The sequence below is a fragment of the Arthrobacter sp. 10T413_2 genome (genome assembly GCF_056394205.1).
Map to the genome: position 1 here is coordinate 1 of NZ_JBFTHK010000117.1, position 13096 is coordinate 13096.

The window sequence follows — 13096 nt, forward strand, 5'->3', positions numbered from 1 at the left end:
GCCTTCGCCTGCAAAGGGAAGGCCGTCCGGCAGGGTGGGTGATCAGTTGGCCGGTGCGTAGGACGAGAGCAGAGGGTAGGCGTTCGTGCCGGCGAACTCCACCTGCTTGATCTTCTTGGTGTTGTAGCCCTGGTTGGTGAGGGCCTCATAAAGCGGGATCATCCAGCCGGATTMCACGAGCCGGGTGTTCAGCTTGGTCAGTGCAGCCTTTTGCGCGGCGTCGTCCTTCGCGGCGGCAGCCTCACCGGTGGCGGCGCTGAGCTGGTCGTCCGTGGCCTTCTGGACGTTGGTGAAACCGCTCAGGATCGCGCCGTACATCAGGCMCACCGGGTTGTCCMAGCTCAGCGGCGCGTAGCCCAGCGGAGTGGTGGCGACGGCGGCAAACGCCTCGTCCGTCGACGTCGCCATCTTGACCTGCATGGTGATGCCGACGGCGGCAAGATCCTTCTGGACGGCCTGGAGGTCGGTCTGCGTGGTGGCGCTCGCAACGATGGTGAATTCAAAGCCGTTGGCGTAGCCCGCCTCGGCCAGCAGGCTCTTGGCCTTGGCGGGGTCGTAGGCGAACTGMGTGTTCAGCGCCTCCGTGAAGCCGGCCGAATCCTTGGGCAGCGCGTTCCACGCCGCGATGTCGCCCTTGTGGAGKGCATCGACGAGGGCCTGCCGGTTGATGKCGTACTGGAATGCCTGGCGGACTTTTTCGCTCGCGAAGGCCGGCGACGTCTTGCCGGTCTTATCGAAGGAKATCATGGTGTTCACCGTGCCGCCGATCTGGGAGACACCCACGCCCTTGGACTTGGCGAAGTMAACAGTCGGTGACGTCAGCTGGGCGACGTCCACCTGGCCGGAGACGAGGGCATTGGCGCGGGCCTGCGGATCCTGGATGACGCTGAAGACGATCTTGCTGTAGGGGTATTTCGCGGCGTCGGTGCCCTTGTCGTTCTTCTGCAGGACGTATTTGTTGCCCTTCACGGTGGACGCGTCCAGGGTGTACGGGCCGGAGCCGTCCGGCTTGGCGGCGAGGCTTGCTGTGTCAGCGGCCCCGGCCTTGCCGACGATCATGCCCAGGGTGGAGGCCAGGTTCTTTTCGAAGCCGGGCTGCGCCTTGGCGAACGTCAGGGACACCTGGGTGGGGCTGACGACGTCCACGGAGGTGACTTCCTGGGCGCCGCCCTTGGCGATGGCCGAGTACGCCGAGAGCGCGGGATCCGTGCGGCGGTCGAAGTTGGCCTTCACCAGCGCGGCGTCCAGTGTGGACCCGTCCGTAAACGTCACGCCCTGCTTGAGCGTAAGGGTCAGTACGGTGTTGTCGGCGTTGTAGCTGAAGCCGGTTGCCAGCCCCGGACCAACAGAGCCGTCCGCCTGGAGGGTCATGAKGTTGTCGTAGAGGCCTTCGAAGAACTGCCGCTGGGCGTCGGAGACCCGCAACGGGTCGAAACCGAAGGACGCACTGTCACTCTCGACGCCGATCGTMAGGGTGCTCTTGTCAACGGCGGAGGCCGCCTGGCCGGAGCCGCCGCAGGCAGTCACGGAGCTGAGCAGCAGGACACCGGCCAGAACGGCCGCGCTCCGTCGGGCGGTGGGGTTCAGAAGTTTCATGTAGTGCGCCTTCGCATTCTCTCTAAAACAACGGGATAGTCGACATCTGGTGTGGGGGCCGGCGTAGTGCGGACCGGCCCAGCGTTGGCGGTCCGGCGGCTATGCCTTCCGGGCCCTTCCGTCAGATGTGCTCGGGTGGGCCGGCTCCATCAAGAGTCGTCGGCAGACGCAAGGCCGTCACATGTGAATTTCATTGGTTGAAACACTATTGTGGTGAGCGTCACTGGCGACGAAGAAGGAACGATGACGAATGACGGCACCCGCGGACAGGCTAACCACCGCTGAAAAACCCGCCGCTGCGCGCGGCAAGCGCCCCAAGCAGGGCGAACCGGTGATCGACCGGGCCCTCAGCCTGCTCGCTGTCTTCACGGACCGCCGTCGGGCGCTGACCTTGTCCGAGCTGGCGCGCTACGCCGAGATGCCCGCCCCCACGGCGCTGCGCCTCATCGCCCGCCTGGTCGCCTGGGGCGCCTTGGAGCGGCTCGATGACGGCCGTTACGTCGTKGGCGTCCGGCTGTGGGAAATAGCGTCCCTCTCCCCCAGGGGCCATGGCATCCGCGAAATCGCTCTGCCCTACCTGGAGGACCTCTTTTCCGTGACCCGGCATCACGTGCTGCTGGCCGTGCGGGACAAGAACGAGGCCGTCCTGATCGAGCGGCTCTCCTCCAAGCAGGCCACGGAAGTGGCCTACCGGGTGGGCGGCCGGCTCCCCCTCCGCTCCACCGCCGTCGGCCTGGTGCTGATGGCCGGCGCGGACGCCGCATTCCAGGAAAAGATCCTGAAGGAGCCGGCAGCGACCGAACCGGGCGTCGCCGCCATGCCGGAAGGCCAGCTGCGMCGCACCCTCTCCGACGTCCACCGGACCGGCATTGCCATGATCCGCCGCTCCGCGCCGTCGCTGACCGTGTCCGTGGCCGCCCCCGTCTTCGACGCCCAGGGCGCCGTGGTGGCCGCCCTGTCCATCGTGGTTCCGGACGGCACCACCCCGCCAAATGTCCTGGCTCCGGCCGTGATGGCMACCGCCAGAGCGGTATCGCGAAACCTTGGCTTCCGGACGGCCCTGGCCGACGACGTCCGCACCTTGTCCGAGGGCTGAACGTCCCCGGCCTTCCAACCATTGGAAGTGCCGGTGCGGCGCGCGGCAAGCGGTCCCTAGCGTAGGGACTCCCGGCGCAAGGAAATCCGGGCATGAGATATTCAGCGACGGACGGAGCAACGGTGGTTGGCAGTGAAGTCGGGACGGGCCAGCCGAGKACCTCCTCAGGTGCCGCCGCCCCCGTCATTCCCGGATTCTTTCCGGATCCCACGATTTGCCGCGTGGGCGGCGACTACTTCCTGGCCACCTCAAGCTTCGAATATTTTCCAGGGGCACCCATCTTCCACAGCCGGGACCTCGTCACGTGGGACCAGATCGGCAATATCCTCACGCGTCGGAGCCAGTTCGCCGCCGGCGACGGGCGCGCTTCCGGTGGAATTTTTGGATCCACCCTCCGGCATCACAACAACAAATTCTGGTTCGTGACCACCAACATGAGCGATTTCGGCGGCGGCCATCTGTTGATGCACGCCGAAAGTGCGGCCGGCCCGTGGAGCGACCCTGTCCAGATCACGGGGACGTTGGGCATCGACCCTGACATAGCGTGGGACAGCGCCGACAACTGCTACCTCACCTGGGTCGGCTTCGGTCCCGGCGAGAACGAGTCCGGCATTGTCCAGGCCCTGCTGGATCCGCAGACCGGCCGGCTCCTGGAACGCCCTAGGAAGCTCTGGCAGGGAACCGGCCTTGCCTATCCGGAAGGTCCCCACTTGTATCAGGCGGGCGGCTGGTGGTACCTGATCCTGGCCGAGGGCGGCACGGAACGCGGCCATGCCGTCTCCGTCAGCCGGAGCAAGGCACCGGGCGGCCCCTTCGAACCTCATCCGGACAATCCGGTCTTCAGCCACCGCAGTACTGCGGCCATGGTCCAGAACGTGGGCCACGCCGACCTCGTCGAGACAGTCGACGGCGCCTGGGCGGCAGTCTATCTGGGCGTGCGCCCGCGCGGCAGTGTTCCGGGATACCACGTCCTGGGCCGCGAAACGTTTGTGTCCGGCATCGTATGGGAACAGGGCTGGCCGCGTTTCGATGAGGACCGCTATCAGGTTCCCGCCGGCGACACCTCGTTCTCCGATGACTTCTCCGGCGACCTTCCGCACATGCGCTGGATTGCACCCGGAACAGACCTCGCCTCGTTCACCGCCAAACTTGCCGCCGGCATGCAGATCATAGGCGCCGGCACTGCCACGGCGACGGCGCCCCTCATGGCAACGAGGGTGCGCGACTTTGAGTGGAGCGGGCKGGCCACGGTGCGCCCCTCTCCGGAGGCGGTGGTGAGGCTCGTGCTCAGGGTGGACGATTCCCACTGGTATGCCGTCGAGGCCGGTCAGCGCCATATACGGGCGGTGGCGCGGATCGGACCAGTGCATCAGGAGATGGGAATGGCGGCATGGGATCCGTCCGCGGGTTCCCTGCAGCTGGAGATTTCCTGCACCGACGCGCCTGGTGCCGGGCAGCCGGGTAAGAACGCCGGCCCCGATGAAGTCTCCCTCGGTTTCCGGCAGGGTGGGCGCTTGAGCACCCTTGCCCGGCTGGACGGCCGGTACTTGTCCAGCGAGGTCGCCGGAGGTTTCACGGGCCGTGTGATCGGAATATCGGTCACTGGGGGCAGTGCCGTCATCGAACKGTTCGACTACACCGCGAGACGTCCGATGCTTTGAAAGATGCCTTGACATGGCTGGTGGCGAAGTCTACGACTGGCCTTATCGAGTCCCACCCACCAGCCTAGGAGTAGCTATGGAAACCGCGCCCTACGGAGTCGTGCACTTTTTCCCKGGAGGCACCAAGGAGCAGTACGAGGCGTCGATTGCCGCCGTCCATCCCGGGGCGGGGCTCCTGCCGGAAGGTCAGATCTTCCACGCCGGCGGCTCGTCCGCGGGCGGCTGGACGGTCATGGCAGTCCATGAATCGAAGGAGAGCTGGGAGAAATTCAGGGACACGATCCTCATGCCCCGGATGCAGGCGGGCATTGAGGGCGGCTTCGCCTCGCCGCCCGAAGAGACTGTCGTCGAACTCTACAAGGTCATGCCCTAGCATCAAGCAGCGCGGGGCACCCCCGGCGCGGCCTTTCCTCGCCGGTCAACGGGCCTGTGCAGCCGCTTTCGGACGAACCACCAGGACCGGGCACGGGCAGTGGTTCGCCACCTGGGAGGAAACCGAACCGATGTGCAGGCCCGCAAAACCACCGTGGCCGCGGGCGCCAATCACCACCAGATCGGCTTCCTGCGCCGCCGCCAGTATCGCCGACGCGGCGGAGTCGTTCTGGACGGTCCGCGTCACCACGTTTACGGCGTCCGCGGCGTCCGCGGCCTGTGCGGCCGCCGCGCTGATCGCCTCAGCCTGYTGCTGCGGAGATTCCTCGGCCACGATTTCCCCTGCCGCTGTTTCCAGCAGTGCCGGATACCACGACATCGGTGCTTTATTCCAGACCGTCACTACGCGCAGTTCCGCATCACGGAACCGGCACTCTTCAATGGCCCATTCCAGGGCGGCGTGCGATTGTTTCGAGCCGTCAAACCCGACCACAATTACAAAGGGGTCCACATTTGTCATGATTCCAGACTTTCACCGCCGATTAACGGCGCCTAGAGCCCTCTGGCCCGTCTCGTCAGAGAACTAGTTTCCTCTTGATCTGCTCGCCCCAGTGACGGCGGACTATTCAGTGACGTCAGCCCGAAACGCGAACTGCGCTGCAGCGTCGGCCCGCTATTCTCTGACAGCTACAACAAGTGTCAAACCCTCACCCAATCGCAGCCTCATCCAGCCCGGGTGAAATTCCTGATGACCGGACCGCCGGCCCGGGGGTTCAGACGATGCCGCGCTTGGCGGCCGTCTTCAGTGCATCGCGCCGGCTTCCGGCCCCGAGTTTGCGGTAAATTGACCGTTCGTGGGTCTTGACCGTGTTGACCGAAATGTACAGCGCCTCCGCAATTTCAGCGGCGGTCATGATGGACCGCATATAGGCAAGAACTTCGCGTTCGCGCTCGGTCAGATTCCAGTACGACTGTTTCCGAAGGCGCGTCTCGCCCTGTGCGTCACGTGCCATCAGCGCTGCGATGAACGACTCATGGGCCGTACCCCAGACAGCGTGTTGCACGAGCAGATCGGCGAGTTCCTCCCGCCGCTCAGCGAATGGCCGCAGGACTGATTCGGGTTCTGCCCTGCGGACTGCATGTTCAAGCCGCTCGTGTGCGGCCGCGGTATCACCCGTCCTGTGGGCCAGGAGCGCCTCGGTCAAGCTGAGGCGCGTGTCGATGTAGGAGTTCCCACGACGATCAGCCAATGACTCTGCACAGTTTTGAGCTGCGGTGAACTCCGTTCCGCGACGCAGCAATTCCGCCAGCAACGTGTCAGCCAATGCCCCGTGCCCTCCGGCGCCCAGGGGCTGAACCATCTCCAATGCACCGGCGAGGTCGCCCTTGGCTTCGGCAACCTTCGCCACGGCGACGGAGTACAGGGCGTTCCACGACACGGCGTACAGTCCACGTCCGTGAAAGGACTCCAGCGCCGCGCTGGAATCGGCAAGTCGCGTCAGATCGCCGGTGGCACACTCAACCAGAACCCGATAGATGGCACTGAGCCGCCCGGACGGGTGGAGCTCGCTGCCCAATCGCTGGGCCTTCACAAGACAAGTCCGCGCAGCTTTCAGCTCGTCATTCCAATAGCACGCGATGCCGCGTGCCAGCCACGCCGGCGCTATCCGTTCGTGCGAACCCCAGCCCAGCGCGTCTGCCCGCCCTAGCGCCGTTGTTGCTAGTTTCTCGGCGCTCATCAGGTCACCGGCTGCTGCGAACGCCAACGCGCGGTCCGACTGGGCGCCGATATCTATCGCGTCGAGATGCTCCGCGCTGCTGGCACCTCCGGCCGATTGGAGCAATGCGATAGCGAATTCGCCGCTGCGGTGCAGCCGGAACTCGGCCTGGGCCAGCAAGAAGAGTCCCGTCGGGCCGGCGGCCGAACGTCCACCGTCCGAAATGTCTTTGGCCGGCCTGCCACCATCTGCCAGGGTGGCACGCAGATCCGGTCGTCCGCCGTCGGGCAACGGTTCAAAAAGGGCACGGCAACTGTCCAGCCGCCGCCGGCGAACTGCATCCAGGACGTAGGTCCTGGACAGTGCCCGTTGGGCGAGCTCAGATGCGGCGGTGGCGTCGCCGGAGAGGGCACGGCAGACCGATCTGATCATCAGGATTTCGGGATMCTCGCTCCACGGAGTCGGGAGGTCACGGCATAGCCGTTCGAGGGTTTGGGCGTCATTTCCCAGCACGAACTCGAGCCAATGCGCGCCGAGCGACATGACCGCCTGCCGGGGTGCACGCCCTTGCAGCGCCTGGGCCACGCACTCGACGACGTCGGTGTCCTGGTAGTGCCGCGCCGCCACGCGGTGCAGGCGCTCGGCAAGCAGGGGGTCCCGCCGYTCCAGTAGTCGGCGGCACTGCGCCGCGAAGAGGGCGTGCCAGCGGTACGCCGATTCGCCGCCGGGGTAATCATGTTCCTCGATGAAGAGACCATTGCGGAGGCATTCTTCAAGCAGAACGCCGCCGTGGGGACGGCCGTAGAGTTCGACGGCGAGGCGCCGGTCCAACCAGTCGCACGTGGTGGCCCTCAGGATKAATTCAGCCAGCGGCGCTTCAAGCTGGTCGAGGATCTCTTCCGCGACATAATCGGCCAGGGGTATGTGCGTGGGCGCGGCGGCCGGCGGGCTGAGCGCCACATTGCGGGACTGCGCCAAAGAGACAAGGCTGGCGTGGACGGCGACCGGCCAGCCGGCAGTCGCTTTCCAKAGGGATCCGGCGTCAAACGGCGTATCTTGTCCGAGGGAACACGCAAACTGGGAAACTTCCTCCCGCGTGAAGGCGAGTTCGGCGGCGCGCAGCTCACCGAGGCCCTCTCCATAACGGAACCTTTCCAGCTGGATGGCGGTATGGCCCCGCCCCGAGAGGACCAGCCGCAGTGAGGGCGGTGCCGACGCGGCAAGAACCCCGACAATTCCGTTCGACAGCCCCGGCCCGGCCAAGTGGACGTCGTCGATCACCAGGACGATCGGCTCAGTGAGGTGCTCGAGTGCTCCTAGGAGAAGATCGTAGGAGGCGGTCCGGTCATGGGCCTGGCCCAGGTCAAGAGCCAGCAGGGCGTCGTTGCCAGGCAACGGCATTTTACTGGCCGCCGATTGAATCGCTCCGACGACGCCATGAAACAGCCGTGCGGGCTGGGTATCGAACCGGTCGAGGGACAGCCAGGCGCACGGCAGATCGCATTTGCGGACCCAGTCGCCAAGGAACGTCGATTTGCCATAGCCTGCTGGGGCTGCGACGAGAGTCAGGCGGTKAGAATCGGCGGCCGCGGACAAGGCGTTTTCCAGTCGTGGACGCTCCAACGCTCCGAGACCGCGCAGAGGCGGCCGGATCTTGAACTGCGGGCCAGGCACCCATCCCGCATTTTGCATGTCTCCCACGTTTCACATGCTAGGCGGGCCCAAATAGGCCCCAACAGGGCGCAAAGACCCCTTGTGGGTTTCCCCAGGGCGCGGCTTTAGGCCGATCAACACCGCCCAAGTGCGGCCCGGCACGTATTGTGCGGGCGGGGGTATCATCAGTCATGGCGTCGAAGCACGGCGGCCAGACGGACCCGGTTTTCCTCCACGACCTCGATAAGGCCAGCCGGAGGAAGGTCATTATTTCCGCGGTAGCGCGTCTGGTCGCATTTACGGTAGTGGTCCTCACGCTTTACTTCGTTTTTCCTATCAGCGGCTTCAACGACGATAATCCCGCGGCCGCGTGGATTCGGCTTGCTGCAATCGTGGTGGTCTTTTTGGCGACGCTGATCCTCCAATTGCGGATGATCCTCACGGCACATATCCCCCAGGTCCGGGCGGCCGTGGCCGTTGTCGAATCCGTTCTGATGTTCTTGTGCCTCTTCGCCTTGCTTTACACGTCCATGTCGACAACTGACCCTTTGTCCTTTAGCGAACCCCTCAACAGGACTGACGCCCTGTACTTCACCACTTCCACATTTGCCACCGTCGGGTTCGGCGACATTACTCCGACGACTGAACTGGCGCGGGCCGTGGTATCGGTGCAAATGATTGCTGATCTGGGCGCTCTGCTATTAATCGCGAAAGTMGCCTTCTTCGCGGCCGGCCGACGCCTGGGCCRCTGACTTGATTTCGCCGGCGTCATCACCCGGAAGGGATGATGCCGGGACGTTGGGCTGACATTCTGCGGGACATACGCGCGGGATCTGATGCAGCCGGCGCCGTCGCGTTCTAGCCACGCCTGGTTCCGGTTCGCCGGTCACCATGACGCTGCACCGGCAGCCCTGCAACCCAAGGCGGCCAGCCTGAGTGCGGAGTGACAGATCACCCTGTGTGGGTGGGGTTGGGCCAGCGCGCGGAGTGGACAATCAAAATTGTCACGAGTGCCCAACCGTGGCCGGCTGTGACAACGGGCCGGCGCGACGAGTTGCTACAGAGGCGGAGCCCGTCATGTCCCTCCACGATCAGTCCCCGAGCCCCAGCAGCCCGGAACAGGAAGAAATACTGCGGCTCCGGGCGGAGGTCGCCCGGTTGCAGCGCGAGCGGGACGACGCCAGGACGGCTCCCCCCAAGCCTCACCGAACGCATCCTGGGCTGGCTCGACGGATCGTGGCCATAGTTCTGGTGGTCCTGACTGCCGTGTTCGCCATCGGCGCGGTGCCGGCCCTCTACCTGCGCAGCGAAGTCCTCGACACCGATCACTATGTGGCCACCGTGGCACCGTTAGCCTCGGACCCCGCGATCCAGGCAGAGATCGCCGACAAGGTGACTCAACAGATCACCGACGCGGTGGACATCGAGGCCATCACCAGKGATGCCTTGAACGAACTCAGCAAGACGGCGCCGCGTGTGGCTGCGGTGGTCACCGGGCTGGCCCCGGTGATTGCGGAGCAGACGAAGAACCTCATCCATACCGCCGTCTCCAAGTTCGTGGCCACTCCGCAGTTTCAGGATCTTTGGATCCAGGTGAACCGGGTGGCGCATCAGAGTCTGGTGAACCTGGCCACGGGAAACACTGGCGGCACCGTCAGCATTGACCAGAGCGGGACGGTGACGATTTCCACCAAGGAGATCATTGCCCGCGTCAAGACACTCCTGGTCCAGCAGGGGGTCGGCATCGCCKAGCGGATACCGGAGGTTGACGCGCAGATCGCACTGTTCCAGTCGCCTGAACTGGTCCGGGCCACCACGGCGATCAGGACGCTGGATCAGACGGCCCCCATACTGGCGTGGCTGACGGTCATCAGCGCCGTTGGTGCAATAGCGGTGGCCCCGCGCGGCCGGAGGCGCAGCACTACCAGCGGCGTCGGTTTGGCCGTTGCAGTGGCCATGGCATTGCTGGCGCTGGGACTTGTGATTGGGCGGACCATCCTGCTGAACTCAATCCCGCCGGACACCGTCTCCCCGGCGGCGGCTCAAAGCCTGGTTGAGACACTTCTGGTACCTCTGCGGACCAGTGTTCGTTTGGTCTTCGCCGTGGGGCTCCTGATTGCATTGGCAGCCTTCCTGACCGGACACTCGCGGCCCGCGGAGTTTGTCCGCCACGGTCTGGCGACCGCGGGAGACTACATCAACGGGAAAGTCGGCGCCGGCCAGGTCAAGCCTTGGCAGCTCTGGCTGGCTCATTACCGGCGGATCCTGGACTCCGTCATCATCGGAATAGCGGTGCTGGTGCTGATCTTCTGGCAGGACCCGACGGCGGCTGTCGCCATCTGGACGGCGGTATTTGCCGTCCTGGCCGTTCTCCTGGTTGAGCTGCTCTGCCGCCCCGCAGTTGCTCCGGCCGCCGAACCCGTCGTCGGAACGGGCGCCGGGTCCGTCAGCGTCGGTGCCGGAGCCGCGCTCGCACCCAAGCCCGTCAGCGAACCAGGCGCCGGACCCCTGAGTTCCGGTGCCGAGCCCGGACCCGGCCCCGCCAGTGGATCGGTGACCGCGGGCGGTCCCCCTGAAAAGTTGAATCCCACCCTTCCCATCCCCAGGAAGACTGACTCCCCCGAGGACTGACGTCTGGTGAGGACGTACGCGTGACGGGTGCGCGGCATTGCGTGGCTCGGCGGGGCCAACCGCTTGCTGATCCTGTCAGGGGCAGGGAGCCGACTCAGGCGGTTGCGGGCGAGAACGGGAGCAGGTCTTCCCCGCCGCCGTGCACCACAACGCACGTTGACTCCGGGACTTCCCGCCACGCTCCGACCAGGTCCCCCAGCGGCTCGGAGACCACCAAGCGCGTGTCGTCGGAGAGGGCGTGGAGCATCGGGTTGTCCGGGTACTGGGCGCGGAGCATCGAGACGTCGGTGCTGTGGAACAGCGACCGGGACCGGCCTTCGCTCGAGTAGMGGAACGCCCACGTGGTGTCGCCGTCGGTGGTTGCCACCGTCATCTGAATCGGGTGCTCGATGCCATGGCGCCGGCCGACGTCTTMAATGAGCCCCACCGCGGCAGCGACGGCCGAAGGCGGGTCCTTCTCGAGGCCGAAGGTGAGCGCCAGGAAGAAGAACAGCTCGGAGTCCGTGGCTCCTTCGATCTGCGGAAAGAGCGAGGGCTCGACGGCCATGGCGAGGTCTCGTTTCACGGCCGGAAAGTCCTTGAGGAGCCCGTTGTGCATCCACAKCCAGCGGCCGTGGCGGAACGGATGGCAGTTCGTCTGCTGGACTGCCGAGCCGGTGGAGGCTCGGATGTGCGCGAAGACCCGGMCTGCCGATGCCTGGGCGGACAGTTCGCGAAGGTTACGGTCGTGCCAGGCCGGCTCTGTACTGTGGAACAACCCGGGATACGGCTCTGAGCCGTACCAGCCGACGCCGAAGCCGTCCCCGTTCGTGGTTTCAACTCCCATGCGTGCATGTTTGCTCTGCATCACGAGCGAGTTGGCGGGTTTGTACAGAAGCTCCTCAAGCCTCACTGGTGACCCCGAATAAGCTAGCCAACGGCACATGGCATCCTCCCTCTGGTGTGGACAGCAGTCCATCACGGGACCACGGCCGGCACATCATCACCCTGGGGTGATTCGGCGTCGGAGGCTTCGCCGCCACAAGCCGAGGGCTCGACGCAACACGCCAGCCGGGACCTCCGAAAGCAGGGAAGTTCCAATGGCGCAGGCGGCCCGAGGATCACCCCCGGCGGGTGAGGCGCCCGCATGGCCCGGAGCCAACACTGGTGATACCTGCCAGTGCGTGTGCTGCCAGGCGCAAGCGTATGCAAAGCGGAATCCTACGCAGAGAGGGGCCTCCAATGTCGAGACCACAATCAGTCGCCGCGCGAATCATCGTCCTCKGGGCAGCCCTCTGTCTGCTCGCCGGCTGCAGCACTACCACCAGCCCCAGCTCTACCCCGACGCCGACCGTTTCACCGGTGTGCACTGCCTCCGCGGCCTACTCCACAGCCCTGACGAACTTCAAGGACACGCTCAAGCGAGGCGCCACGCTGGATCAGATCCGGACGGCGCGGGACGAGGTCGCGAAAACCTTCGACGATCTGGTCACAGCCGCCGGGGACGTCGCCAAAGACCGGGTGGATGCAGTCAAAGCTGCCCAAGACAAATTTGCCTCCGCAGTGAAGGCCGTTCCCGACAGCGCCACCCTGAACCAGGCCGTKAACTCGCTCCKGGATGAAGCTGCCAACGTGCAAGCCGCCGTCAGCGACCTMACGAATGAGGTCAAATGCTAGGCCCGGCCGGCAGGGCGACCCGCGCCCACCGAATATCCCCACCCAAGGCCGTGTTCACTAACAACGCCGCACCAATTGAAAGCAGGGAAGCCAAATGAATTTCTTCGAAAACTTTTGGAGCATTTTCTGGTGGTTGTTCTGCGTCTATGCGATTTTCGCTTTMCTGTGGGCGATGTTCATGGTGATCGGCGACCTCTTCCGTGACCACGAACTCAGTGGCTGGTGGAAGGCCGTCTGGATCCTCTTCCTTGCCTTCGTACCGTTCCTGTCCCTGCTGGTGTACATGATTGCGCGCGGCAAGGGAATGACGGAGCGGTCAATGGCACAGGCCCGCAAGAGCCAGGAGGCAACTGATGCGTATATCCGCCAAGTCACCGCGGCGAGCCCGAGTGAGGAGATCGCCAAAGCCAAGGCGCTCATGGACGCGGGAACCATTAGTGCGGCCGAGTTCGAGCGGATCAAGAGCAAAGTAGTCGCCTGACGCAGATGGGGGATCCCCATCTGACGGGGAGCAAGCCACAATGAACTMACTACTCATCACGCCTCCTCACCTGAAATACGGTACGACTGAACCAAGGAGGGCTCCATGGAGCCGGCATCATCGGAATCCGACCCACGTCCGGCCCTCCCCCGCACCGTCACCATATTGCTCTTCCTGGCTGGCGCGGCCGTGGTGGCGTTCGGCCTGGGCGCGATGAGGGGAATCGTCACCC

11 protein-coding genes are annotated in these 13096 nt (G+C 65.0%); 7 read left to right on the forward strand and 4 right to left on the reverse strand.

The features are described from left to right. Positions 1–42 precede the first annotated feature (42 nt). Positions 43–1596 (reverse strand): ABC transporter substrate-binding protein, encoded by a 1554-nt coding sequence (locus AC1DBQ_RS16445; RefSeq protein WP_476929527.1) that lies wholly within the window; start codon positions 1594–1596, stop codon positions 43–45. Positions 1597–1846: 250 nt separating this feature from the next. On the opposite strand from AC1DBQ_RS16445, the gene AC1DBQ_RS16450 reads away from it, so the two are divergent. From AC1DBQ_RS16450 to AC1DBQ_RS16460, 3 genes are all read left to right on the forward strand, one after another. Further along, positions 1847–2692, forward strand: a complete 846-nt coding sequence (locus AC1DBQ_RS16450; protein WP_476929528.1) for an IclR family transcriptional regulator — start codon at positions 1847–1849, stop codon at positions 2690–2692. 92 nt (positions 2693–2784) lie between these two features. Continuing rightward, positions 2785–4353: a glycoside hydrolase family 43 protein gene (locus AC1DBQ_RS16455; protein WP_476929529.1), complete on the forward strand. Its 1569-nt coding sequence runs from the start codon at positions 2785–2787 to the stop codon at positions 4351–4353. Positions 4354–4429: 76 nt separating this feature from the next. After that, entirely contained in the window at positions 4430–4726 is a 297-nt protein-coding gene (locus AC1DBQ_RS16460; RefSeq protein WP_476929530.1) for a hypothetical protein, read from the forward strand. Positions 4727–4771: 45 nt separating this feature from the next. Here AC1DBQ_RS16460 and AC1DBQ_RS16465 read toward each other — a convergent pair whose 3' ends face one another. Both AC1DBQ_RS16465 and AC1DBQ_RS16470 read right to left on the reverse strand, forming a co-directional pair. Further along, positions 4772–5245, reverse strand: a complete 474-nt coding sequence (locus tag AC1DBQ_RS16465) for a universal stress protein (RefSeq protein WP_476929531.1) — start codon at positions 5243–5245, stop codon at positions 4772–4774. A gap of 253 nt (positions 5246–5498) precedes the next feature. Further along, positions 5499–7838 carry a helix-turn-helix transcriptional regulator gene (locus AC1DBQ_RS16470; protein ID WP_476929532.1) on the reverse strand — a complete coding sequence of 780 codons (2340 nt, stop codon included), beginning with the start codon at positions 7836–7838 and terminating at the stop codon, positions 5499–5501. Between the two features lie 449 nt (positions 7839–8287). Here AC1DBQ_RS16470 and AC1DBQ_RS16475 point away from each other — a divergent pair, with 449 nt between their 5' ends. Beyond that, positions 8288–8848: a potassium channel family protein gene (locus AC1DBQ_RS16475; protein WP_476929533.1), complete on the forward strand. Its 561-nt coding sequence runs from the start codon at positions 8288–8290 to the stop codon at positions 8846–8848. Between the two features lie 325 nt (positions 8849–9173). Continuing rightward, positions 9174–10727, forward strand: a complete 1554-nt coding sequence (locus AC1DBQ_RS16480) for a hypothetical protein (protein WP_476929534.1) — start codon at positions 9174–9176, stop codon at positions 10725–10727. 94 nt (positions 10728–10821) lie between these two features. Here the strand turns inward: AC1DBQ_RS16480 and AC1DBQ_RS16485 are convergent, their stop codons facing one another. After that, positions 10822–11652: a class II glutamine amidotransferase gene (locus tag AC1DBQ_RS16485; RefSeq protein ID WP_476929535.1), complete on the reverse strand. Its 831-nt coding sequence runs from the start codon at positions 11650–11652 to the stop codon at positions 10822–10824. 296 nt (positions 11653–11948) lie between these two features. On the opposite strand from AC1DBQ_RS16485, the gene AC1DBQ_RS16490 reads away from it, so the two are divergent. Together AC1DBQ_RS16490 and AC1DBQ_RS16495 are read left to right on the forward strand one after the other, a co-directional pair. Further along, complete coding sequence (locus AC1DBQ_RS16490) at positions 11949–12383, forward strand: hypothetical protein (RefSeq protein WP_476929536.1); 435 nt, start codon at positions 11949–11951, stop codon at positions 12381–12383. A 94-nt stretch (positions 12384–12477) separates the two neighbouring features. Then, a complete protein-coding gene (locus tag AC1DBQ_RS16495; RefSeq protein WP_476929537.1) occupies positions 12478–12864 on the forward strand; it encodes an SHOCT domain-containing protein in 387 nt (128 codons plus the stop codon). Positions 12865–13096 lie beyond the last annotated feature (232 nt).